This is a genomic window from Paenibacillus sp. Soil724D2 (genome assembly GCF_001427935.1).
Classification (GTDB): Bacteria; Bacillota; Bacilli; order Paenibacillales; family NBRC-103111; genus Paenibacillus_E.
Genome location: NZ_LMRY01000056.1, coordinates 283,400 through 309,574 on the forward strand (window position 1 = coordinate 283,400; position 26,175 = coordinate 309,574).

Here is a 26,175-nt window from a genome sequence, read left to right on the forward strand (position 1 = left end):
CGAAGAATGCATTTTTACGTTACTCTTTCACGGCACCAATCGTCAAGCCTTGGATAAAGTACCGTTGGAAGAACGGGTAAGCAAAAATAATCGGCCCGGTTGCCAGAACAACCATCGCCATACGGGATGTATCCTGCGGCAGCGATTGCAGTAAGCTCACGCCAACAGAAGGGTTGCTGGTATTCTGGAGCAGGAATTGCATGCTGTTCTCAATACGCATCAACATCGATTGTAAAGGCACTAGTTTTGGTGTATCGATATAGAGCAATGCATTAAACCAATCGTTCCAGTATCCCAAAGTACTAAACAAACCTATAGTGGCTAGTCCCGGAAGCGAGAGCGGCAGCACTAGTTTGACGAAAATCCCAAATTCACCGGCCCCGTCAATTTTTCCAGATTCAATAATGGCGTCGGGAACAGATGTGACGAAGAAAGTACGCATAATCATAATATAAAATGCATTTCCGGCCAAAGGCAAAATCAAAGCCCAGACTGAATCTTTAAGCCCCATCAGTTGTGTAACAACGATATATGTCGGCACAAGTCCACCGTTAAACAGCATCGTGAAGAAAGCAAAAAAACCGAAGGCATTGCGGAATTTAAAGCTTTTACGTGAAATCGCATAGGCAAACGTAGCTGTGATAAGCAAGCTTACAATCGTCCCAACCACAGTTACAAGAATGGTAACGCCATAGGAAAGCAGCAGCTGATCCCCCGCTTTGAAGAGATAGCGATAAGCCTCAAGGCTCCATTTTTCTGGGATAATGCGGTATCCATTCGTACTTAACGACTTCTCATCCGTAAATGAAATAATGGTTACAAACAAGAACGGAAAGATACAAGCGAGCGCAAACAGCCCCGCTACAAGATTAAAAATTATATTCAAAGCAGGCGGCAATTTATGAAAGTCACGGCTTTTCATTGGTTTAGCAATCATTTGAAAATCCTCCTTTCCATGAAAATAGTTTAGAACAACGCATTATCTTTATCGAATTTTCTAACGATATAGTTCGAAGTCATAACCAGGATGAAGCCGATAACCGATTGGTATAGACCAGCTGCGGTACTCATACCGATTTCTCCGGTAGATTTGAGGCCACGGTATACATACGTATCAATAACATTGGTTACAGAGTACAGTGTTCCTGAATCTCTTGGCACCTGCAGGAACAATCCGAAGTCTGCATAGAAAATGCGTCCGATAGCCAGCAATGTCAGAATTGTCATAAGAGGCTTCAGCATTGGGAACGTAATGTGCTTGATTTGCTGCCATTTGCTCGCTCCGTCAATCATTGCGGCTTCATACAACGATTTGTCGATCCCCATGATCGCGGCCAAATATACCACACTGCTGTAACCAACCGATTTCCACAGATAAACAAAAATGATAATAAGGGGCCAATACGTCTTGTCGTTATACCAACGAATCGGATCGATTCCAAACCCGGACAGAATGTGATTCAGCATACCTTTATCGACACTAAGAAAACTGAACACGAAGTAGCCGACGATTACCCACGATAGGAAATAAGGCAGGAACATTCCTGTTTGATAAAGCTTTGCCAGTTTTTTATTGACGATTTCTGATAAGACAATCGCTAAACCTACAGAAAGAACAAGCCCTGCAATAATGAACACAATATTATAGAGCAGTGTGTTCCTCGTAATGATGTAGGCGTCATTGGTGCTAAATAAAAATTTGAAATTTTGCAGTCCTACCCATTTGCTTTCCATAATACTTGCCCAAAAACCGTCGCGGCTATAGCGATACTGCTTAAAAGCAATCACCATACCCGCCATCGGCAAATAAGAGAAGAACAGGAACCAAAGCGTCGCCGGCAATGCCATTAGCAGCAGAACTCTACTTTGTTTAACATCTTTAAAAAATGCTCCTATTCCTTTCATAAAATCACCCCTCTAGATCATTGTAGTGAAAAAGATCAGGCGAATGTTGGACATTCGCCTAATCAACCATGTTGAATTATTTTTTGTTAGCTGCTTTCCAAGCATCAATCTGACTTTGCGCTTCAGCCATGATTTTATCCAAACCAGCCTTTTTGAATTTTTCGTTGGCTAGCGGAATGTATTTATCCGGGTCAACAGTACCCGTCATCAATGTTGCCCAGAACTCTTCTTTTACGTTTTGAACCGCGGCGATTTCATTGATTACTTTGGATGGATCGAAGTTGAAGCCAAGCAGAGGTGCAGGTTTGCCGGTATCGTTAAACTTTTTGAACTCTTCCCATTTGTTCGCAGGATCTTTAACATCTTTATACGTCAGCAGAACGTTTCCGAGTGAGAAAGTCGGCATATCGTAGTTTTTGGATTCTGGTAAATTTTCCATTTTGTCGTTGTCGACTTTTTTGTAGTGAACACCTTCAATACCGGAATCGACCATATTACGAAGCACTGGATCGGTATTCAGCAAGTTCAGGAATTCCATAGCTTTTTCCGGATATTTGGAATTAGCAGATATCGCTTGCATGGAGCCCATTACGGACCAGTTGTAAATCAAAGCAGGGCTTGCCGCTTTGGAAACGACTGGATAGCCATAACTAGCTGACCAAAGGTTGTCCGCAAACGGTTGATTCGTCGCTTTATCCGCGAACCATTTGCCAGTTACTTGTACATCGTTAAGCGAGGAAAGCGTCGATGCTTCCGTAGGAACATATCCTGCTTTGTAGTATTTGTTCATGGTTTTAAGTGCTTGCTTCATTTCTGGCGTATCAAAAATGTTGACAACTTTGAAATCCGCATTGTTTACACTCACGGCCATCGGCATTTTCTCGATAATGTAATCGTAAGGCACATATGGCATGTAATTTTTATCAACAGCTAATCCATAAATGTTCGGTTCTTTTTCTTTAATCGTTTTGAGCAGTGGCTCCAAGCTTTCAAGCGTGTTCACATTATCTAGGCTAAGGTTGTATTTATCAGCCAGGTTTTTGTTGAAACGCCATACGTCTTGAGCTGGCAGCTCTTTATTGGCAGGTACGCCGTAATTGTGCCCGTCCACTTTGGAACCGTTAAGAAAAGCAGGATCTAGCGCTTTCACGATACCTTGTCCATTTTTTTGAAGAAGCTCGTCAATCGGCTTAAATGCGCCTTTACGCACGTTTTGCACGTAATCAAAAGCCCATGAAGACGTAAACATAATGTCCATCGGTGTGCCGGATGCCGTCATGACTTGCATTTTTTGTGCGTAGTCGCCCCAGTCCGCCATGTTCATTTTCACGGTAACGCCGATTTTTTCCGCGGTGTATTTACTCACTTCAGCCATGACGCGGTCCACGTCTTTTTGTGGTGTTCCGATTGTGTACCAGATTAACTCAACCGGTTTATTTGTCGTTTCATTCCCTTTCGCACCGCCGGCATCTTTGGTGCTGCCGCACGCGCTAAGAGCCATGGAAACGGCTAGCGTCAATCCTAGTGTGGTGACCAAGCGTTTTTTCATTTTTGTATCCTCCCTGTTAAATGCTCTATTGTTTACGCCCCGTTGGGCTACCTTTACAGTACCTCATGAAAGCAGTTACAAATAGACGATAAACTAAATGAACCCTGTCTAAAGTTAAGAAAAAAGCAGCTATTTATCCTTTCCGGCAAAAAAAAGACTGCTCCTCAGTTTTCCCTAGAGCAATCCTCTGTAATCCGTTGGGGAGATTCCCACATACTTTTTAAATTGTTTATAAAAGTAACCCAATTCTGAGTAGCCCACCTCATTAGCAATGACATGAACCTTCGAATTCGTTGTCTTTAGCATTTCCTTTGCTTTCTCGATCCGGTACCGATTGATATATTCCGTAAACGTCTCATTGATTTCCTTATGGAACAATTGTCCCAAGTAAACGGGGTGAATATGATAGTGCGCCCCCAGCATTTTGAGCGAAAGCTCTTCCGCATAAGACTGATGGATATATTTTAAAACCTGCTGCACGATCGGACTTCGAACGTCAGAAATTAAGAATCCGATTGTCGTATGGGCAATTTCGAGGATGGCCGTTTCCAGCTGTTCCAGCGTAACCGCGCTCCTGATTTGGTGAAAAGCATGATTATACGCATCAAGTTCCTCAGTATGGCGAATCGCTTTGATCTCCAGCTTGAAATGGATGATCATCTCAAAAGCGATATTCTGAAAATCGTGCGGCGTAATGCCAGGGAGCGCTTGAATCCGTTTGAAATCGTTTTGAATTTGCTCGCGCAAATTCTCTTGATCTTTAGCAATAATTAATTTCGCGTAGACTGGCCAGTCAATAATGGAGAAATCGACCTTTCGATTGTCTTGATTCATAGCAAGCTCCGTATAATCAATCATGATCAGTTCTGGATATACCAAGAAATACTCCTGCGCTTTCTTCGCGGCCGTATAGCTTTGTCCAGCCTGTTCAGGTAGAGGCTCTACACTGCCGATAGATATGCGGAGAGGACGATCCTGAAGATCAGCTCGAAGCTGCTCAAGCAAAGCCGTCAAATCCGTTCTGCCGCGGCCAGCATCATCTACAGCTGCAAGCAGAACGATATCGCCATCCATATCGAAGAATGCGGTGATCCAATCATAGGCTTGTACCTTATTGGAGATACATTCGAAAACCTCATCTGCATCGGATGCCACTCGGAGTACAGCAGCTATCATATAGGCACGATCAAGGTTCATGCCCAGAAGGTCCGCGCGTTCATAAAATTCCAAAGGCGCAATCTGATGGGTTAACCAACGATGAAGCGTGTTGTCTTTCAACACTTGTTTGCTATAGGCCTGAACTTGCCGATTCTCTTCAAACGTATTCAGCTTCTCGACCGTATTATGAAGCGTTGCCTTCAGCTCTTGGATATTGATGGGCTTAAGCAGGTAATTTTCGATACCGAGCTGCATGCCTTCTTTTAAATAGGTAAACTCATCGAAACCGCTGAGCACAATGACTTTCAAATCGGGATGAACCGTTCGGGCTTGGCGAATCAGATCCAAACCGGTCATCACCGGCATGGAAATATCCGTCAACAAAATATCCACCGAGGTTTCCTGCAGGGCATCTAATGCCTTCTGCCCATTGCTGGCATGTCCGACAATTTCCAAACCCGCTTCGGCCCAATCAATAATGTCATACAACCCTTCAATAATGAAAGGCTCGTCGTCCACAAGAAAAACCCTAAACATCCTAACCCTCTTTTCCGTCGTCCATAGGCAGCCATATATCAACTACCGTTCCTTTACCAGGTTCACTATTTAATTGTAAGCCGAACCTGCTGCCGTAGAGCAGCTTTAGGCGTTGATTGATGCTCCGCAAGCCGAAGGATTCGCCTTCGGTTTCCTCTGCTTGTAAGAAGGACTCCAGCTCGCTCAAACGCTCTGGCGTAATACCATTTCCGTTGTCTTCCACTTGCACATGAAGGAAATCTTCCGTTTGTTTCACGCGAATATGAAGCTCATTATCGGTGCTTTCGCTTCGCAAGCCATGAACGATATAGTTCTCAATTACAGGCTGCAGCGACATTTTCATAATGCGTGTAGATGCCAGCTTCCGATCCCACTCGATCGAATACGTGAACTTGTCCTTATAGCGAATCTGGAACAGCTCGAGGTATAAGCGGCAAGCTTCAAGCTCATCCTTCAGTGTATAAATCTTTTTCTGCTGTACCAGGCTGCGGAATAACGCCGACAAGCTGTAAATCATTTCGCCAACGTCATGAGCCCCATGAGAGATAGCACGCATACGAATAACCTCGAGTGTATTGTATAAAAAGTGAGGATTGACGCGTGCTTGCAGAGCCGTTAACTCTGTATGCTTCTGCTTAATATCCGCCTTATACACCCTATCGATATATTGATTCAGCTCTTCGATCATCTCGTTGAAGCTGCGAGAAATTTGTCCCAGCTCGTCCTCTCGCACATCTGGAATCCGTACATTCAGATCACCTTGTTTGACCTTCCGCGTAAAGCGAATGATCTGATTGGTGCGTTTAGAGACATTCATCACAACAAGAGAAGGAATCAAGATCGCGAAAAAGATACAGACCGCACTAATCATAAAGATCGTGCTGCCGATTCGCCTTGAGGATGCTTCAAGTTCATTCTTCGGAATGATCCCGACGACAATAAAATCCCCTTTACTCTGCGTCAGCTTCGTCACATATCCGCTTTGATTCGAACCAATATTCTCGTATAACGAACTAACTTGATTCATATAAGGATAAGGCTTGCCGTAATATTGATCCGAAGAATCAAACAGGACGCCTCCATCCGGTGATAGAACGAGAATCGTTCCCTTTAACTCTTCCTTATCATTCAAGAGAATCTTCCAAATGCCGTCTGAGCTGAAGTACACAACCTGTTGTCCTATATTTTTCAAGGTTTGCTTGTCGTTGATGGGGGTCCTAATCGAGTACAGATGGTTATCCCATTGACCTGCGGCTTCACGGACCCATATATTCGGCAAGGTAACGCTCTTGTTATCAAGCGCCATGACTTCAGGAATGTAGGAGTGGGCTGCATTCGTAGGCACGATCTTCAATTGCCGGTTACGATCAAGCACATATAAGGTCATCTGATCCACACTGTAAAGCATCAGACTGCGAATATCTTCGTCATCTTCCACCCGATTTTTAAAATATTGCAGACCGGCATTCCACGTGCTGTTACCGCCTAAATTGTATTGCTCCAGACCATGCTGCACATACTCTTGGAAAGGGTGCTGCAGCATGAAAGAGATGCCCGCGGCAAGCGAGCTATCCCGATATAAGCCGAACACGATAGACTGCGCTGAATCGTATTTCCCCCCCAAATAATTGTTCACATTCGTCATTGCCTTCTTCTGTATATCCAGCTCTCGATTGATATTCGCTTGCGACATCGAATGGTACATGAAGTAAGAAAACGAAATAATCGTAATGACGGTAATCAATGAGAACAGGAGAAGCAGCTTCATAAACAAGTTATTTTTTAAGTAATTTCGGTACATCTTGCGGAACCCCATCCTGCCATCAACTCCTGCTGTTAATCGGGTACATTATAGCATATCAGCATCCACACATGAATTCGATCCGTTTTTGCGTGAATATCTCAAAAAACTACGACGGACCAAATTAGCGCACACAGCTAATGAAACGAAAATAGACGTTTAACGGATCTGGATGCCGTTAATTGCCTATTTGGGGCGATTATTCCGAACTAACGGACTTCAGCGCCGTTATTCGGTTTCAATTTATCCTATTTTCATCATTTGAAGGAGATTAAGGGCTGTTGAGTCCATTAGATGTTCAAATTCAATCATTTTCGTGGAATAACGTCGCTCCAGTCCTTTAGCCGGGAGAGAGGAATCTGACGTTGATTTCGTACCCACTTTTGCTCAACTGCTCCGAGAGTGTCTTGGGTCGAAGCTCGCGCATGTGCCCGAGAAGCTGGCAATATGCCTCTCAGCTGACCGGCCGTACTGTTTTAAGCGCGTTTTTCTCGCTTATTCGTACATCCTTGAACAATTAAGCGCGAAAAACGCGCTTACAGTTAGAGCTTCTCGGGTCGAAGCTCGCCCTCTTTGCCCGAGAAATTTTCTGCATTTCCATTACAATAAAAATGCCTAAACTGATAACTATCAGCCTAGGCATTGCATTTATTTACTTTGTTCGAGCTGCTTTACAGCATTACCGAAATGATCATTTACTTGAACAAGCGCATCCAAAGCTTTCTCGCGGCTTACGCCAAACATCAGCATCAGAATCGCGACTCTTGCATCTCCCTTAGCTTCCATTCCGACGCGGCGAGCCGTATCTTCATCTGTGCCAGTCGCCTCTTGAATAATCCGCACGGTACGATCCCTAAGTTTCTTATTCGTCGCCTGAACATTTACCATCAGATTGCCATAAACTTTGCCCATTTGAATCATCACAGTCGTCGAGATCATGTTGAGAACCATTTTTTGCGCTGTTCCCGCTTTTAATCTTGTCGACCCCGTAATAATCTCAGGTCCGACAGGCACCTCGATCGGATATTTCACAACAGCACTGAGCTGAGTATCCCGATTACAGCTTATGCCGATCGTCAATAGACCCAACCGGTTAGCCTCTCGTATAGCGCCGATTACATAGGGAGCGGTTCCACTTGCTGTAATACCGATGACTACGTCACCAGCACGTGCAACATCTGCTATCGCACGCACACCAGCTTCTTCATCATCTTCAGCGTTTTCTACAGCTGCACGAATGGCAATTTCTCCTCCAGCAATAATGCCGTTCACAAGCTCCGGCTCAACACCGAACGTAGGTGGGCATTCGGATGCATCTAGAACGCCGAGACGGCCACTGGTTCCAGCTCCAATGTAGAAAAGTCGGCCGCCGCGAGTCATTGCTTCGACCACCGCCTCAGCTGCATCAGAGATTTGCGGTAAAGCTCCGTTTACAGAGAGAGCTACCGTTTGGTCTTCTTCATTCATTAAAGTCACGATCTCCCGAACAGTAAGTCGGTCAAGGTGACTTGACTTTGCATTTCTCTGCTCGGTAACCGTTTGATTAACTTGTTGTACCATGTTACCTTGCCTCCTTTTTATCAATACGCTGCTTTGCGTCTATTTACGGAAGTTAAATGCTGCTATCCGTTGTTTCATTACTTCCGTTAATTCAAAGCCCCGTTCCTGCAAGGCAAGAAGGTAAGCTCCAATCACGGGTGGCCGTTCGAGCAGCCGGACATCGAACATGCCGGACTGTATCAACGGTGTTTGCATAAAGCGATGCTCGAACATTTGATCTGAAAATAAGCCGCCTGTTATCACAAGAGGGATTGTATTTTCCGCCAAATCATGGCTATCGCTTTCCTTCATTGGTTGTTGTTTCTCCATGGAAGTTATAACCGTATTTACGAGCTCTTCTAGCTCCTGAATCGCTTCTTCCACGAGCTTAACAGCAATCGGATCCTCATCGGCTGCAGCCTGCATGACGAGCTTGGATCCATCCGCAATCGCGGTCCGTACATTGTCATGGCCATAAATGGTGTTGATCAATTGCCCAGGATGCTGTAAGGACCAACGTTCAAGAACTAACCCTGTCAAAGCTGTAGGCTCTCCTCGGCCGTCATACGCCCGCATAACAGCCACAAGCGCTTTCCGCCCAAGATCAAACCCACTTCCTTCATCGCCGAGTAAATAGCCCCAGCCTCCGACTCTTACAAATCCGCCCGTCGCCGGATCGAATCCATACGCGATGGAGCCTGTGCCTGAAATGAGCGCAATGCCCTTCTGTCCCCATGTACCAGCAGCCAACGCGGTAACTGCATCATTGTGGACGGTGATCGGAACACCTTCCGGCAATTCGGTTTGGAGCCAGTCGCCGATCCGTTTCCGGTCTTCGGGGCGGTCACTCCCGGCCAACCCAAGGAAGATCCCACCTAATTGGGACATTTCTGTACCCGATTGGTCTAATACATCCCGGATGAGTGTGAGCAGAACACGCTGAACATCTTCCCATGGACGGGACTTCACACTGCTTGATTCACCGCGGCTTTCAGCCAAAATGTTACCTTCCGCATCGCCGAGAATACATACTGTTTTGGTCCCTCCGCCGTCAATCCCAATATAATTAGTTTCAGCCATATTATTTCACCGCTCCTGCCGTCATGCCTTCCATAAACTGTTTCGACGCTAGGAAAAACATGACAATCATTGGCACTGAAGCCAAGGTTAAGCCGGCAAATAGCATACTTAAATCTGTAGAGTACTGTCCGAACAGTGACAGCATGCCAACCGGTATCGTCTTTTTCATATCGTCTTGGATAAAAATCAGCGGGAAGAAGAAATCGTTCCACGCCATAATAAAATTCATAATCATGACCGTCCCCAGTGCAGGGCGAATAAGCGGCAGCAGAACGTGCCACATGACACCGAAATCCGAAGAACCATCAATGCGCGCTGCTTCCTCGAGCTCCTTCGGCAGCGTTCTAAAAAAGCCAGTTAAGATCAGGACAGCAAGCGGCATTCCGATCGCCGTATACACGCTAACAAGCGACCAAACGCTATTCAACAGGGCTAGCTTCTTCATTAATAGGAACAAGGGTACGATCCCAAGCTTAATTGGAATCATCATGCCTAAGAGGAAAAAGAAGAACAGCGCACCATTCCAACGGAACGGATATCGTGCAATATAAAATGAAGCCAAAACGCCAAACAGCAAGATCAAAGCTACGGAAACAACACTAACCACGACACTGTTCCAAAAATATGTTCCAAACGGAATTTGATGGATTAGCTTACTATATGCCGTAAACGATATAGAAGTCGGAAGCGACATCGGGTTTTTCAAAATCTGGATATTCGTCTTGAAAGAGGAGGTCAGCATCAGAAAGATCGGATACAAACTGACCAGTGCACCCAAGTACGCAGCAGCGTATTGGAGCCCCCGAACGGATTTGTTGGTTTTCATGGTGTGCCTCCTTTCTTAATGCTGTGACGATTGGTTCCTTGTGAAGTACAGGAACAACGCGGAAATGGTTGCGATAATGAAAAATAGTACGACTGCCAATGCCGAGCCCAGGCCTAATGCGACCGAATCGCCGCCAGACGAGCCGCCAAAAGCAATCCGATAAAAGAACACAGCAAGCGTGTCAGTGGAGTTGTAAGGTTCCCCTTGCGAACCTTCCATGGCATAGATAAGTTCGAACGCTTCGAATGCATGAATAAAGGTAAACACCGTAATGATGATTAATGACTGACTCATCATCGGCAGAATGATGGAACGGATCAGGCGGAAGCCTTTTACTCCGTCCAATCTCGCCGCTTCGATGACTTCTGTCGATATAGCGTGCAAACCTGCAAGAAATATCAACATGGAGAAGCCTATGCCAAACCAGCTGTTGACGATTGTAATGGATGTTAACGCATAAGCCGGATCCCCGAGCCAAGGCTTAGCCCACGAAACAAGACCGATCTTTTTGAGCAGCACATTGACAATACCATTGTTCGGGTTCAACATAAGTTTCCACAAAAAACCTACGACGATGACAGAAAGCAGCCTCGGTAAAAAGTAAGCCATTTTCAGAAAGTTCGAACCCTTAAGCTTGCTGTAAACCAGATAGGCAAGTACGAACGCAATCACGTTCTGAACAGCCATTTCAACAGCAAAATAATAAAGATTATGACCGAACGCATTCCAAAATAAATGGTTGAACGGTTCTTTTGTAAACAGGCTCACAAAGTTGCCCAGCCCCACAAACTCCCCGCGGGTGTGACCTTTCCAGTCATAAAAACTGTAACCGAAAGCCGAAAGGATCGGATAGATCACGAAGAGAATGTAAACGGCGAGGGCAGGAACCGGGAACAGATGAACTGCTCCCTTTTTCCACCAAGACGATTTTGCAAAGTTATTCATGTGCCCCCACCCCTCTTCTTAAACTGAATTATTTCTTAGGCTTGAACCATGTATCTGCACTCTTTTGAACTTCTTCCGCAACTTGCTCCGGAGTCAATTTGTTCAAATACATGCCTTGAATTGAGTTTTCTAAAGTGGCTTTGGTTGTAGGGTTGCCTGCATTGAAATAGACAACGGATGCGTAAGGCGTAGAAATCGTATCCGCATTCTTAGCAATTTTGGCTACAAGCGGATCTTTCGCCGCGACACCTGGGATTGTGCTTGGTTTCTGCAGTTCATTAACAGCTAGCGCTCCGAACTCTTTCGTTGTCAAAAACTCCATAAATTTCAGAGCTTCCGCCTTATGAGCAGATTTCGCATTCACTGAGAAAGATCCGTCTACCCAAGTTGTAACTGTTGCTTTGCCATCGGCTTTCATTGACGGTACTGGGAACACATCCATTTGCAGATCTGGATTCGTTTTCTTCATAACAGCATATTCCCAATCGCCCATGACCATCATGGCTGCTTGCTCGGAAACAAACATGTTTCTCATATCGTCCATCCCGATCCCTACATAATTATCAGGGAAGTACGGAGTCAAATCTTTGAGCATTTTAATCGAGCTTACATATTCCGGGCTTTTGAAATTCGCTTCGCCGGCAAGAATCTTCTTAATGAAATCAGTCCCGTAAACGGACGGTGCAAGTGTACCTTGGGTCAGGGATAGAATCCAACCTTCTTTTGAGCCGAAAGCAAATGGAGTCACTTTATTTTTCTTTAAAGTATCCGCCGTTTTCAACAACTCATCCCACGTTTTAGGCTCTGTGAGATTATACTTTTGGAAGATTTTCTTGTTGTAAAATACTTGTGTCGAACTGAATACAGTTGGAACGCCGTAGACTTTACCATCTGATCCTGTAGCAGCCAACAAAGTATCTTTCGAGAATACGTCCATTCCCTTGAGGCTTGTCAACGGCTCTAAATAACCGGCATCTGCTAACACAGCACCTGCCGCATAAGGACGAAGATGAATAATATCAGGGCCATTCCCACTTTGCAGACCTGTGTTAAGGGCAGTGTTATATTCCGTATTTTTTATCGGCTTGAAATCAATATCAATGTTCGGGTTGCTTTTCTTGAATTCAGCAATGATTTTAGCGTAAGCATCCGCATCTTCCGTACGCCAGCTTCCCATTGTCAACTTCACTTTTTCCTGAGGTGCTGCCGATGGTGTTGTACTAGCTCCACCAGGTGTCGTGCTAGGAGTTGCGGTATTGCTGTTGCTGCAAGCGACAAGCATGGAAGAAGCAGCGACCATAGTTAATAATGCCCCACTGAATAAACGTTTCATTTAGAAAGCCTCCCTTTAATGTTTACTTATATATTTTAACCTCATGATTGAAATGAGGACAAAACCGTTTCATGCAAAATTGGACGCAGCTCCCGGATCATGTTGTTTCGACCCAAATGAACCGCATTGGTAAGAAATATGACGCTGATGCCCTGTTCGGGGGCAACCCACAAGCTCGTTCCGGTAAAACCAGTATGACCGAAGCTACCCGTAGGCCAGCTTTCTCCGCAGCTCAGAACATTGGCGGGATCATGCTTGACTTCCCAGCCAAGTCCTCGGTCGCCTACGGGAGCAGCTGTGGTTTCTCGCATCAGCGATGGTGGAACAATATCCCAGCGTTCCGGTTGCAACCACCATGCCGCATAGCGGGCTAGGTCGTCCGCTGTTGCGAATAATCCCGCACTGCCGGTAACACCGCCGAGGTGGAAACTCTTTTCATCATGAACTTCGCCGATGATGTAAGCTCCATCTACCTGTTCGGTTGCAGCAATACGATCTTGAAGTTCGGGCCTGGGGTTAAAAACCGTATTCTGCATCTCAAGTGGATCGAATATTTGCTGCTTAACAAAACGATCCAACGGCTCGCCAGACACTCGTTCTACAATAATCCCTAGGAGGATCATACCGAGATCACTATACAGCTTTTCCTTACCTGGCTGAAATAAAAGCTCTTGCGCCAAAATTTCCTCGATTAGGTTAGGCCGAGCTGCTTTGCGCGGAAAATATGGCAAATCCGGCGGCAGCCCGGACGCATGCATCAAGAGATGACGCAGTGTGACTTGCGAATGGCGGAATGCAGGCAAGTAAGCCTGCACGGAGCTATCCATCGACAGTTTCCCTTTGGCCACTAGTACAAGAATTGCCGGAAGTGTAACGGTTACCTTCGTAAGGGATGCGATGTCAAACATTGTGTTCAAACGAATCGGATGTTCCTTTGTGCCGTCGGAGAATGATCCATATGCTTTTTGAAATCGCAAGCGGTTCGATACAGTAATGTCGAGCACAGCGCCGGGTAAGAGCCCCTCTCGCACCCATCCTTCTACCAAGCGGTCCACTTTATCCATTGCGTTTCCCCACCATGACGGCTTGTCTCGTCTTTTCTAGAGATTTGATACTTTCCTCATAATGGCGGCCAGCAATTCCGGCGTACAAAATATCGATCACATTCAGTTGAGAAATCCTCGAGGCCATCGCCCCGCTGCGAATGCTCTTCTCTAAGGTGCTTATAAACAACTGTATATCCGCAAGCTCCGCTACTGGATTAGCTCCAAACCGGGTCAGTGTAATGACAGAGGCACCGTTATTCTTAGCTACAGCGAGAGCACGAATCATGTCTTCGGTTTGGCCTGAATAGGAAATACCGAAAACTACGTCACCGGGAATTAGATTTGCTGCAATGGTTGCTTGAGCATCAAACCCGGTGCCAATTTCACACCAGCGATTAATACGCGTTAGCTTTTGCATGAAATCCTTCGCGATAACCGCCGATGCGCCTACACCGAAGACACCAACTTTTCTTGCGCTGCTCAGCGAATGAATGGCTTTTTCCACACTTTCCGGAGAAAGTACCGTTAATGTATCTTGGATAGAAACAATATTGTTATTGGAAACCGATTTAATGAGATCTACGATAGATCCGTCAGTGCGGATTTCTTGGTACGATTCTGCAGGTAGGGACGATTGTGATAAATCACCTGCGATCCTCAGCTTCAACTCTTGAAATCCTTTACAGTGAAGGGAGCGTGATAGCCTAACAATCGTCGCTTCACTTACGTCAGCAAACTCTGCCAGCTTCTGCACAGAAAGGCTGACTACCTGTTCAGGATGCTCCAAAATATATTGTGCAGCCCTGCGCTCCATCGGCTTTAAGCTCCCTATAGCCGCTTCTATACTTACTAATCCACCTTTTAACATGGGAGTCACCCTCTACGGTTCATCTATAGTTTTGAACTTGCATATCCTTATTATAGAGTTTTATTTCACTTTGTCTATATGTTTCTGAAATTTTATTTCACATTTTGCGTTAGGTTAGGTCCTGATCAATCAACCTGATAACTAAAAAAAAGATCAAGTCTCATTTGATTGAGGGCTTGATCTTATCTTTATCCGTTCACCATTGATACCGTCGATTTATTCTTCCAATCTTGCTATAGATTGAGGTGTCTTAAATCGGGATCCATCGTCATATATGCTAAATTGAGGTCATTCTATCCATAAGTTGGTGCAATAACACCCAGATCGGCAGCTCGCTTTTTCATCTCATGACCTTCAACCATATCGATCCATTCATTTCCTTTCACAGCAACTTGCCATTCGCGCCCTTCATACGAAATAACTCCTTCTACCGTTCGAACAGTCATACCGATAAACGACTTCAATTTTCCTTCACGGTCGGTTACAGCTCTTAAGCCATTTGGAAATTGAAGAGTTACCACACCGTTCCTATAAACCACTGATTCATCCTTCGTATTGACCAGTTCAAATGTAATACCGTCGATAACCCGACTGTAAGCAGTCCCATTCGCAATCTCTTCACCATGATCAACCGCATAAGGCAGCAGTCCTGTAAACCAAAGCTCATCATCTGGTCTAGGCATGATACCGCTCAAACGTTCAACGTAGTCCAACATACACAAAATCGCCGGTGAATAAGTCTCCGTGAAACCTTCCTCTCCTGTCCACGGACTTAGCGCTTGAGCGAATCGTGTCATTTTGTGAAATGCAGCCATTAACGGATATAACACATAGGTGAGTTCTACAAACCTTCCATGATGCTCAAAAGCATGCGGTGCACGGATTAAGCTAAGGAAATTGGATGGCCCTGCCCAGCTGTTATAACTGGAAAAAGGGTCAAATCTCGGATCGTCCATAGCCATCGACGTAAATGGGTATTTGGCAAAAAACTTTCGCGTATTCAACAAGTATTTGCGCAAAGCTTGATCAAAGAAGGCTCGATCTCCCACTTCACATGCGAGCACACGCAGAAGGACATCAGACTGTACACGAACATGCACATCATTTTTATCCAGATCATAAAAGAACTGATCCTTCTCATCAAAACAAAACTGGAACAAGCTGTTTAAGCTCATTTCCGCCTTTTCCCGCCAAAGCTCCCCACTCTCCTCGAGTTCTTCCGCAATTCTCGCTAGGTAGAGTCGCTGACAGTATACATTGGCCGTTAAGTCAGGCGCAACGAATGGCAAGATTGGGGAGTCCGGATTACAAATTCTTGCGTCATTACCATGGGGCGTATCCGGAACATGCCAAAAACGGGGGGATAAATCATGTCCCGTATCAAATGTGCAAAAGGCTTCCACTCCATTCGTTCCGCGTGTATTGCGATAGGTGTACAGCCAATCATCGTAACTCTGCATAGCTGTATACATTTTTCGTAAAAACGTCTTATCCTGCCCATTCAACTGATAGTGATTCCATACACTTCTAGCAAGCGGCGTCACCAACTGAATTTGTCTGTAAGAAGGACCTGAATCCGTGAGTTTATAAGGCATTAGACCATCTTCACGCTGGTAATCAGCAAATAATTCATAAGTCGATTGCGAAACAGAAGGAATGAAACGCGATAACAATTCAGCGTTAATCGTCCCCGTGCTTTCCAACCAGCATCCTAGATAAATACCACCTTCATGCAATATAGGCTTCTCTCCACCCGTCGGTACGACACAGTCCAATAGTTTACGCAGAGCCTCGTAGTACACGCCCTCCAATTTATCGGAAGATGCCGCAAACTTCACTCCCGACTGGTTCCATTCTGCAAGAACGGGGCCATCTGATTCCTTTTTTAAAGGGCCCATCCGCTCCTCCGTATGAATCCCACGCAGCTTGCTTAACAATGCTTCTTTCATATATCCGCCTCTTCTCTCTAGTTAGGAATACGTCTTTTGTCATCCAATTGAAAAGAAATAGACTGCCAATGGCAGCCTATTTCTCCCGACAAGCGGCTTTGTTATTAATTATTTTTATTTATTATTCGTTATTTGTTATTGTTGAAAATTTTTACGGTTCCGTTATAGAAATCCTCAACGCCCTTTTTCACATCTTTTTTACCAAAGCCAATTTCTTGCACAGTTGTTTCAATCAGTTTCGTATATTCCGTATTGCCTGGAGGGTTATAACTGATCGCAAACGGCTCTTTATTCGTCGCTGCCGAGACGCGGCTTGTGTAATCATAGATGATCTGCTCAACCGGGTTGGCATCCTTCTTCAGAAGATCACGCATTTTGGAAGTCACAGGAACACCACGATCATTACCCAAAATTTTCGCCGCGTCGGGATCATTGATCCAATAGTTCATGAGCATCGCAACCTCCTTTGGATGCTTTGTTTTCGCATAACCGGATAATCCTTGGCTCGATTCGAAAACAACACCGGTCCCTTTCGGTCCGCGAGGCAGTTGAACAAGTGCCAGTTTGTCTGGAATCAGGTTTTGATGAGCGCCCAACTGATTGGATGCGAGTAAGCTCATCGCTACTTTTCCGGTTACAACGAGTGATTTACTCGTATCTGACGGCGGATTGGATACTTGCAAAGCTGGTGTTACAACGCCGCCTGTTTTTGTCATCGTATTCCATAAATTGAACCACTCTTCCGCATCCTTCTGTTCAAAGCCTAGCTTAGCATTATCCATATCGTAGAGCTGCTTGCCTCTTTGTTTCAAATAAATATCCATGCCATCGACTGTAAAATTGTATGTCCCGAACACATCTTTACCGAGCTTATCCGTAATTTCTTTGCTGATTCGTCCATAATCGTCCCATGACCAACCATCTTGCGGAACAGGAATACCTGCTTTTTTGAACAACTCCGTATTAACGACAATACCACGTGCATTAGCTCCGGCGGAGACGTGTAGCAGCTTTCCTTTGAAGGTACCGTATTGGATCATCGATTTGTCCATATCGTTTAAATCAAGCTCTTTCCCCACGAATGGATCCAGTTCAAGCAGCACGTTTTTATTCGCATAATCGACTACGTTCCCTCCGAGGAAAAACGCATCTGGCGCAGTACCCGAAGCCAACTGCGTATTTAGTTTATCGAAATAACCTGAACTCGGGGCAAATTCACCGACAATTTTGATATTTGGGTTTTTCTCCTCGAACTTGCGAAGCGCTTCATTGGTACGATCTGCCCGTTTCTGGTCACCCCACCACATAATTCTTAGCTCTACCGGCTCTGCCTTTGCTACTTCTTTAGCTGTACCTGCAGCTGTTGCGTTTGGAGCGCTGCTGTTTCCCGTGCCGGTCCCTGAAGAACAAGCGGTTGTAATGGCCATCAACATGGCTAGTGTTGTTATCGCAAAACGTTTTTTCATCTGAAATCTCCCCCTGAACAAATATTAGAATTATTTAAGACCTGTGGTCGCAATACCTTCTAAAAAATACTTTTGGAAAGAAAGAAAAATCGTCATGATCGGAACTAGTGAAAGAACGGACATTGCGAGCAGCGCACCCCAATCGGATTCTCCCGAAGGATCAAATAACGAGCGAATACCGAGCTGAACGGTAAACAGCTTGATATTGTTGAGGTAAATCATTTGCGAAAAAAAGTCGTCCCATGTCCAGATGAACGTGAAAATAGCGGTTGTGATTAAAGCAGGAACAAGAAGCGGTAAAATGATGCGAAAATAAATCTGGCCTTGCCCGCAGCCATCAATGGTTGCGCTTTCGTCCAATTCCTTCGGAATTCCTCGAATGAACTGAACCATAAGTAAGATGAAGAACGAATCGTGTGCTAACCATTTCGGTACAATCAGCGGTAAATACGTGTTGATCCATTCAATCTTGTTATAAATAATGTATTGAGGAACCAAAGTGACATGGTACGGAAGCATAATGGTGACCAGCATAAGGCTAAACCAAAGCTTTTTGAATCTAAATTCTAGCCGTGCAAACGCATAGGCGGCAAAGGAGCATGTGATAATATTGCCTAGGACAGAGAGCACCGAGATTTGAGCTGAATTCAGGAAGAAACGCCCAAACGTTGTGCCCTGCAGCCCTTTCCAACCATTCATGTAATTGTCAAACGTCACTTTCTTGGGCCAAAGACTTGTATCTGAGAAAATCAATTGATTCGGCTTAAAGGAACTGCTAAGCAGCCATAAGACTGGATAGAGCATCAGCAAGCCAAAGGCGATAATCAACAGATGCTTCAGCAGCTTGGTGTAGTTCGTATTCGCAATCATCTGGTCATCCCCTTTCATCCTTGCCGTCCCCATAGAATACCCAATACTTCGATGTCACGAATACAATGGCTGTTAGCACACCGATTACGACCAGCATAATCCATGCAAGCGCTGAGGCGTATCCCATATCGAAAAAGGAAAACCCTTTCAGATACAAATACAAGGTGTAGAATAAGGTCGAGTTCACCGGTCCTCCGCGTCCATCTCCAATGACATAACCGGGTGTAAACACTTGGAACGAATTAATAATGCTCATCACTAGGTTGAAGAAAATGACCGGGGATAGCAGCGGAAGCGTAATTTGAAAAAACTGTCGTACTTTCCCTGCTCCATCTACTTGTGATGCTTCATAAAGATCAGCCGGCACCTGCTTAAGTCCTGCCAGAAAGATGACCATGGCCGATCCAAACTGCCATACAGACAAGGTAATGATCGTGGACATTATGTAATCAGGGTGAGCTACCCAAGCTGGGCCCTGAAGACCAAACCAACTTAAGAATTGATTGAATAATCCATCCCCATCGAATATTTTCCTCCAAACGATAGCAATCGCAACGCTCCCCCCAAGTAGGGATGGGATGTAATAAACCGTTCGATAAACCCCGAGTGCACGAATCCCTTTATTAAGCGCCAAGGCCACTATTAAAGCAAAAATAAGTCTTAGGGGCACAGATAATAGGGCATATTGAAAGGTAATCCCCATTGAGTGATAAAAGGAGTCATCTTCGTTAAAGATTTGCACATAATTGTCTAGTCCTAACCATCTGGGGGCATTTAACAAATTAAATTTCGTAAAGGATAGATACAGCGACCCCATCATAGGGCCCAATGTTAAGCAGAAAAAACCAACTAACCAAGGTAATAAAAATAAATAAGCTGTGCGATTTTGCCGCGAAAGGGCGGTTTTACTTAATGATGACATGAGAGCGCCCTCCTCCTTCGTGATCGATAGCGATGAATACTCATCACTCGTAAGATCATCATAAGGATTATAGGCGCTCCTTTGAATGCTATTTCTTCGGCTCTTGATTATCAATTTTTTCAGGTACTGTGAGACGCAGACGATAATCAGATGGCGGCATCCCATACATGCGTTTAAATTTAGAACTGAAGTAGCTGGCATTCGAAAAGCCTGTCAGTTCAGCGATATCCCATAAGCTCAGCATCGTTTCTTCAAGCAGTTGTACAGCTTTTGCCATTCGCACATCCGTGATGTATTGAATGAACGTTTTTCCGGCTTTGGCTTTGAACATTTCGGAAAAATACGAAGAATTATAATTAAAACGTTCGGCCAGCATAGTCAAATTAATATCGTACATATAGTTTTCATGAATGAATTGCTCTGCGGCTTGTATCATGGAAAGTTCATCTCCAACAGGATCATTGGCCGAGCTGACAATTTTATATGCCAGGTTATATAGAAATTGCTGTGCTTTAGCTGCCGTATCGAACCCCCATACTTGCTCGGGACGAATCCACAGCTGTTCTCCGTTATCCAAGTCAATACGGGTCGTATAAGCCAGCGTGTCCAGCATGAGATATAGCTGAAAAATAAGTTTAACGAATCTAGCCTGCGATGCTGCGAAAGCTTCATTCAATTCTTTGTGAATCGCCTGTTCGAAAGCAGCAAGCTCGCCACGAGCCAAATAACGCTGCATGACCTTATTCGTTTCCTCCGAGAGTGCAGCCTCCGGCGTTGATAGATTGTGCAGGGTTTGTGAATCTTTATTGCCCTTCAAGTTCCACTCCAAAAGTGAAGACAGATAACCATCCTTCCACTGATTAAGCCCAATAACCATTTTGCCGATGCTAATCACTGGCTGGTATCCCAAATGATCGGTCACGGCAATGCGAAGCGTATCGACCAAGTGATCTAGGTTTGTATGGGACGCCACAGCTATAAAATGCATTAATCCTGCATAGTTCGCATCGCGGAAGACTTGAATTTGACCCGGGATCATCTCTGCAACTTCCCTGCAAACCATTTCAAACGGCAGCCGCAGCTTGTCCGGCGAACGCTCCAATCGCCCCGCGCCACCAGTGCGTTCCATAAAACCAGCTGTAAGGAAACAAACACGGAATTCCTCCCAGGTATCCAATTGAAACAGCTTCGCCTTCTCCCTAATCGTTGCTTCCCGTGCCAATTCCTCTTTAACTAGGTGAACGATAAAATGCTCTTTCATTTCTTTATAATATTGCGAAAGCCGCCACGCCATCATAGCTTGCTGATCACGCTCGTTTCGCTGCGCATCGAGCTCATAAATTACCTTCAGCATAGCCTCTCTGAGTTCATCTTGCGTCACCGGCTTCAGCAAATAATCCCTTGCCTGATGACGAATAGCTGCCTTGGCATAATGAAAATCTTCATAGCCTGTAATGACGATCAGCCGTAAAGACGGATAGTGCTCATGACAAGCTTCCAAAAAGGATACCCCATCCATCAATGGCATGTTCATATCTGTAATCACGATGTCTACCGGATGATTCGTCAACCATGCAACAGCCTCTGCCCCGTTTCCCGCTTCCCCTACAATGGAAAGCCCGAGGCTTTCCCACTCTACTTTGAGCCTAAGTCCTTGCCGAATTTCAGGTTCATCATCGACTATGAGTACACTATACATCTATCATTCCTCCTTGCAGCGGCAAAATAAGTGCTATCTGGGTCCCATACTGCTTTGTGGAATCGATCTCAAAAGCAAACAACGGCCCATAATAAAGTTGGCATCTAGCTAAAACATTGCGTAATCCGATCTGCTGTGATCGGCTGTTCAATATTTGCTCAAACTGCGAGGTTAACGATTCCGTTCTCAGCTGCTGTACCAGCTCCTCTGGAATCCCGGGACCGTTATCCGCAACGGAAAGGATGAGTCGGTTATGTTCATGCCGTACCCGTATAATCACGTTAGCCTCAGCTTGTTCCCTAAAGCTGTACTTCACGGCATTTTCAATTAAAGGCTGCAAAATAAATTTAGGTATGACGCATTGACGCATATTATCGTCTTCTTCGACCGCAATTTGAAGCCGATCGGCAAATCGGATTTGCAAGATAGACACATAATGGCGAACATATTTCAGCTCTTCTTCCAGCGGTATCAGGTCGTCATTTATTTTCAATGAGAAGCGCATCATTTTCCCTAGAGATTCAATCACTCTCACCGTATCTTGTATGCGCTGCTGCATCGCCAGACTACTTAGCAATTCTAATGTATTAAATAGAAAATGAGGATTAATTTGCATCAATAATGCTTTATACTCTGCTTGCTGCCTAAGCAGCTTTAGTTCAAATTCCGTCGTAATATGGTGTCTTAACTGACTCACCATGTTCCTGAACGTTGTCGTCACATAGCCGACTTCATTCCGAACTCTTGCCTCGGCCGGAATCCGATTCTCAGCGGCGTGGAAATCGCCCATCTGCACATAACGCATCGCTGATGCGAGCCGAGAGAGCGGTTTGGAAATCCCATGCGAAAGCCATATAGCAGTAGCAATGGCTGCAACAAGTAATACGGATGCGAAGATAAGGATGTTCGTTCGAAGCTTGTACAGCTTTCCGTATAAATCAGCTTCAGGCACGATGCCAACCAGCAGCCAGTTATTGAGCTTCAGCTTTTTATAAACGAGAATGTCTTTGGCGCCATGCTCATTCTCTACATAGACCACCCCATTCTGGAGATGGTTCGCGCGGATCGCTTCCATTTGTTTCGCTGCCTCCGGATGGGAGGATGCATATTCCTGTTGACCCAAAACGGAATCTCCCTGCCCATCCAACAGGAAAATAGTGCCTTTCTCTCCAAGATGAATCCGACTTAGCGGTTCGAGAAAGAATTCGGATTTCACATTAACTTTCATCATGTTTTTGGATTTTGAGGGCTCAAACGTGCCAATGGGCAGCAATAAACTCAGCACGTCAAATGGCTTCGAACGTCTTACCTCAATCGGATCTTGATGAGCGGATACCCACTGGACTCCTCTTGTTTTAAAATGCTCATACCACTGCTCACTCTTGAACGATGTATCATTCATGATCTGATTATCCGCGGAGATCCACATCCCTTCTTGCCGATACACGGTGACCGACGATACAATCGAATAATTGTTCGTCGTCTGTGTCAAAAATTGGCTTAAATTAATGTTCGCGAGCATCTTTTCCCCGGCGGGCAAAGCAGGATCAGAGAGCGCAATGTCCCAACTTTTCGTTGTACTGCTGTTAAACACAATTGAGGAAACATCGTAGATTTGCACTAGTGCCATGTTGACGAAGGACCCATACTCGTCCATCTTTTCATAGGCTGACGACTCAATGTAGGAGCGAATAATTGAGCGGGATTCCGTAAAAAAAAGGTAAGACATTGTCCCGGTAGAAACGAGCAGTAAAACCACAAAACAAACAATCAATCGGTTTTTGAGCGAATAGAACATCGTGGACCCCCTCAGTCTGCACAACCATCGCTAGTTAATTACATCCATATAACGCCTAGAAGCTAGGGTTTGTCAACAAAAAACACATCCAATGAGGTGTCGAAGTTAATGTTCAAATTGTTATTTGCATAATCCTAGGAATAAAAGCGAATAATTCCTTTATTATGAAATGTTTCCGATTTGGCCTTAGATCATTTTACATTGAGGGGATTGGAAAATGGAACTAAAACAGGAACCCATCAGTACTTCCGTTTCCCAAAATCTAGAGAAATTATTGCAATATTTTAGTCAAAATGAATATCTGGTTGTCAGAAACATCACTACAAATGACGGTCAATCGTTAGCGTCTATTATTTACTTGAATATCCTTGTTGACGAAAACATCTTAAATCAACAAATCATCCGTAAAATGTCCGAAGATCTTCTTTACTGGAAGGGACCCGTTGATGATGCGATTACAGGATCGTTATACTCGTTAGGCGCAGTTAGACTTTTGCCAAATTTAGATGCGGTCGTGAGCATGATTACGGATGCAGGCTTCGTTATATTTGTTGAAGGTCGTTCAGAATCATACGGAATGATGTTGCCCGGATATGAAACACGCGCGATAGACGAACCAAAGCTTGAAGTCAACGTACGTGGGCCACGTGAGGGGTTCACCGAAGATTTGCAAATTAATTTGGGGATGGTTTATAGAAGACTGAAGACATCGGATTTGAAATCTAAATCCTATATTATTGGACGACGGAGTCAAACAAAAGTATCCGTCTTGTATCTCGATACTCAGGTTGATCATACCGTTCTAGAAAAATTGATGAGTAGACTCGATGCTATTGACTTGAATGTTCTAGGAGATAGCGCCCAAATAGAGGAATGGATTCAAGATAATACGTTCTCACCATTCCCGCAAATTCTAAATACGGAACGCCCCGATCGGATTGTTACCGCCTTGAACAGAGGGAAAATTGCGATCATCACCGATGGGACTCCGATAGCTTTAATTGCCCCCAGCTCATTTTTTGAAATGATGCATCCCAGCGAGGATCTTTACGAAAGGTTTTATTTTGCTAATTTTTTACGCTTAATACGGTTGATCACTCTGTTCACATCCTTGTTTGGGCCTTCTTTATATATCGCCTTAACTACCTTCCATCTGGAAATGGTCCCTACACCGCTAATGATGGCCTTCCTTTCTGCCAAAGCGGGGATCCCTTTTCCGAGTTTTATCGAAGCTTTCATCATGGAGGTGGCATTCGAGGTGCTGCGCGAAGCCAGCTTGCGGTTGCCTCGCGCTGTCGGCCAATCTGTCAGTATCGTAGGTGCACTCATCATCGGAGAAGCAGCGGTACAGTCGGGAATCGTTTCCCGTCCGGTTGTGATTGTAGTTGCCATGACAGGAATTGCTTCCTTTACAATTCCGTCTTTTAGTACAGCCATCGCTTTGCGAATGTTACGGTTTCCTCTCATGCTTCTTGCAGCTTCTACAGGTGTCTTTGGGCTCTCTTTGGGATTGTTCGCAATCCTTTTGCATCTATGTTCCTTACGGTTCTGTGGAGTACCGTTCTTAGAACCGGTCGATTCTGAAAGCTTAAGAAATACATTTAAGAAATTCATCCTCCTTCCGGCCCGATATCGAAGTTCCTCATCGTATAAGAGGAAATAAGATTATAAGGCAAAGGTGAAGGGGAAATTTATTTTTGGAATTGAAGGCGAGGGGTATGAAGAACGTTAAATGGTTTCTGGCTATGTGTTCAATCTTGTCACTATTAGTGGGCTGTTCACCTGATAATAAGGAAATCAGCGATATTGATTTAGTTATGGCAACTGGTATTGATTATGACAAGGAAAGCAATAAATATGTAATTACTATTTATTGTGTTTTACCCACATCGACAAGTACGGAGAAAACAGGTAAACAGTCGGAGTTGGTTGATAGTGCAGTTGGAGATTCGATAATGGACGCTGCAAGAAATATGCGTAACCGTGTAGGTAAATCCTTGGTATGGCAGCATAATAAATTCTTTATTATAGGTGAAGCTGCAGCACGTCATTCCCTCTATGATATCGTAGATTTCCTAACAAGGAACCGTCAAATCCGCATAACAGGTCACCTACTTGTTAGTGAGGGGAAAGCGGAGGATTTACTGAAAAGAAAATCCAATATTAGCGAACTAACTTCGAATGTGCTGCTAGGGATCGTCCGAAATGAAAAAGAGTGGGGCAAGAGCTACAGTCTAATGATACATAAAGTGGCCGACCGCTACAGTAATCCATACAGGGGCTTTGTTTTAGGCAAAATAATGACGTCACCAAAGACTGTTTCCTCTCCATCATCGCTGCTTTTAAATGGCGGAGCTGTTATTAACAAAGGGAAATTCGTTGACTGGCTGGATGGAAATGATGTGCGGGTTGTCCATTGGTTATCTGAGAAAAGTAAATGGAAAAACTATGAATTTACAGAATCATTGGAATTCAAATCCACGAAAGTGTCCTATTTTCTTCGAATCTCAAAAAGAGAAATTCACAGCGATTACGTCAATGGCAAACCAAAATTAGATGTCCAGTTGAATTTCAAAGCGACTTTGGGTGAAATGAATCAATATCTTGCACTGAGCGATCCGGTTATATTGGCTCAATTGGAACAAGTTACCTCCAAGCATTTGGAGAAAATCATTCATGATAGCTTAAAACATTTTCAACAAGATCTGAAAGTAGACCTACTTGGGGTTTCTGAATATTTCATCCAGCATCATCCAAAGGAATGGAAAAAGCTAAAAAAGGATTGGGATCATGTATATCCGACAATGTCAATTCCTGTTCATGTCAATGTAGAAATTGAAAAACTGGGCATGTCCCAAATCATAGGTGGCCGATAAATGCTTCT

The 26,175-nt window shown here is 44.6% G+C and carries 20 protein-coding genes; 2 read left to right on the top strand and 18 right to left on the bottom strand.

The features are described from left to right. Positions 1-19: 19 nt before the first annotated feature. The 18 genes from ASG85_RS31455 to ASG85_RS31540 all read right to left on the bottom strand — a co-directional run bounded on the left by ASG85_RS31455 (position 20) and on the right by ASG85_RS31540 (position 23,291). On the bottom strand, positions 20-937 hold the full coding sequence (locus tag ASG85_RS31455) for a carbohydrate ABC transporter permease (RefSeq protein ID WP_060648863.1): 918 nt from the start codon (positions 935-937) through the stop codon (positions 20-22). A 29-nt stretch (positions 938-966) separates the two neighbouring features. Further along, positions 967-1,905, bottom strand: coding sequence for an ABC transporter permease (locus ASG85_RS31460; protein WP_029199042.1), 939 nt, complete (start codon positions 1,903-1,905; stop codon positions 967-969). Between the two features lie 76 nt (positions 1,906-1,981). Then, positions 1,982-3,454 (bottom strand): ABC transporter substrate-binding protein, encoded by a 1,473-nt coding sequence (locus ASG85_RS31465; protein ID WP_057306671.1) that lies wholly within the window; start codon positions 3,452-3,454, stop codon positions 1,982-1,984. A 174-nt stretch (positions 3,455-3,628) separates the two neighbouring features. Continuing rightward, entirely contained in the window at positions 3,629-5,149 is a 1,521-nt protein-coding gene (locus tag ASG85_RS31470) for a response regulator transcription factor (RefSeq protein WP_057306672.1), read from the bottom strand. Between the two features lies 1 nt (position 5,150). After that, positions 5,151-6,965, bottom strand: a complete 1,815-nt coding sequence (locus ASG85_RS31475; protein WP_057306673.1) for a sensor histidine kinase — start codon at positions 6,963-6,965, stop codon at positions 5,151-5,153. A 633-nt stretch (positions 6,966-7,598) separates the two neighbouring features. After that, entirely contained in the window at positions 7,599-8,510 is a 912-nt protein-coding gene (gene murQ / locus ASG85_RS31480; RefSeq protein WP_057306674.1) for an N-acetylmuramic acid 6-phosphate etherase, read from the bottom strand. A 39-nt stretch (positions 8,511-8,549) separates the two neighbouring features. Then, positions 8,550-9,569 (bottom strand): N-acetylglucosamine kinase, encoded by a 1,020-nt coding sequence (locus ASG85_RS31485; protein ID WP_057306675.1) that lies wholly within the window; start codon positions 9,567-9,569, stop codon positions 8,550-8,552. A 1-nt stretch (position 9,570) separates the two neighbouring features. Continuing rightward, positions 9,571-10,395 carry a carbohydrate ABC transporter permease gene (locus ASG85_RS31490; protein ID WP_057306676.1) on the bottom strand — a complete coding sequence of 275 codons (825 nt, stop codon included), beginning with the start codon at positions 10,393-10,395 and terminating at the stop codon, positions 9,571-9,573. A gap of 15 nt (positions 10,396-10,410) precedes the next feature. After that, on the bottom strand, positions 10,411-11,340 hold the full coding sequence (locus ASG85_RS31495) for a carbohydrate ABC transporter permease (protein WP_057306677.1): 930 nt from the start codon (positions 11,338-11,340) through the stop codon (positions 10,411-10,413). A gap of 28 nt (positions 11,341-11,368) precedes the next feature. Further along, positions 11,369-12,673 (bottom strand): ABC transporter substrate-binding protein, encoded by a 1,305-nt coding sequence (locus ASG85_RS31500; protein WP_057306678.1) that lies wholly within the window; start codon positions 12,671-12,673, stop codon positions 11,369-11,371. Between the two features lie 41 nt (positions 12,674-12,714). Then, positions 12,715-13,737 (bottom strand): serine hydrolase domain-containing protein, encoded by a 1,023-nt coding sequence (locus ASG85_RS31505; protein ID WP_063860441.1) that lies wholly within the window; start codon positions 13,735-13,737, stop codon positions 12,715-12,717. Beyond that, the gene (locus ASG85_RS31510) at positions 13,730-14,587 is read right to left on the bottom strand and encodes a MurR/RpiR family transcriptional regulator (RefSeq protein ID WP_057306679.1); all 858 of its coding nucleotides are present in this window, start codon (positions 14,585-14,587) and stop codon (positions 13,730-13,732) included. The genes ASG85_RS31505 and ASG85_RS31510 overlap by 8 nt, the downstream gene beginning before the upstream one ends. 293 nt (positions 14,588-14,880) lie before the next feature. Then, complete coding sequence (locus ASG85_RS31515) at positions 14,881-16,536, bottom strand: MGH1-like glycoside hydrolase domain-containing protein (protein ID WP_057306680.1); 1,656 nt, start codon at positions 16,534-16,536, stop codon at positions 14,881-14,883. Positions 16,537-16,664: 128 nt separating this feature from the next. Beyond that, positions 16,665-18,002: an ABC transporter substrate-binding protein gene (locus ASG85_RS31520; protein WP_057306681.1), complete on the bottom strand. Its 1,338-nt coding sequence runs from the start codon at positions 18,000-18,002 to the stop codon at positions 16,665-16,667. 30 nt (positions 18,003-18,032) lie between these two features. Continuing rightward, entirely contained in the window at positions 18,033-18,872 is an 840-nt protein-coding gene (locus ASG85_RS31525; protein ID WP_057307080.1) for a carbohydrate ABC transporter permease, read from the bottom strand. Between the two features lie 4 nt (positions 18,873-18,876). Further along, positions 18,877-19,794 (bottom strand): carbohydrate ABC transporter permease, encoded by a 918-nt coding sequence (locus ASG85_RS31530; protein ID WP_057306682.1) that lies wholly within the window; start codon positions 19,792-19,794, stop codon positions 18,877-18,879. An 88-nt stretch (positions 19,795-19,882) separates the two neighbouring features. After that, the gene (locus tag ASG85_RS31535; protein WP_057306683.1) at positions 19,883-21,493 is read right to left on the bottom strand and encodes a response regulator transcription factor; all 1,611 of its coding nucleotides are present in this window, start codon (positions 21,491-21,493) and stop codon (positions 19,883-19,885) included. Beyond that, positions 21,486-23,291 (bottom strand): sensor histidine kinase, encoded by a 1,806-nt coding sequence (locus ASG85_RS31540; protein WP_057306684.1) that lies wholly within the window; start codon positions 23,289-23,291, stop codon positions 21,486-21,488. The genes ASG85_RS31535 and ASG85_RS31540 overlap by 8 nt, the downstream gene beginning before the upstream one ends. A 217-nt stretch (positions 23,292-23,508) precedes the next feature. Here ASG85_RS31540 and ASG85_RS31545 point away from each other — a divergent pair, with 217 nt between their 5' ends. Together ASG85_RS31545 and ASG85_RS31550 are read left to right on the top strand one after the other, a co-directional pair. Beyond that, complete coding sequence (locus tag ASG85_RS31545; protein ID WP_057306685.1) at positions 23,509-24,954, top strand: spore germination protein; 1,446 nt, start codon at positions 23,509-23,511, stop codon at positions 24,952-24,954. Between the two features lie 55 nt (positions 24,955-25,009). Continuing rightward, on the top strand, positions 25,010-26,167 hold the full coding sequence (locus ASG85_RS31550) for a Ger(x)C family spore germination protein (protein WP_156390230.1): 1,158 nt from the start codon (positions 25,010-25,012) through the stop codon (positions 26,165-26,167). The last annotated feature ends 8 nt before the right edge of the window (positions 26,168-26,175 follow it).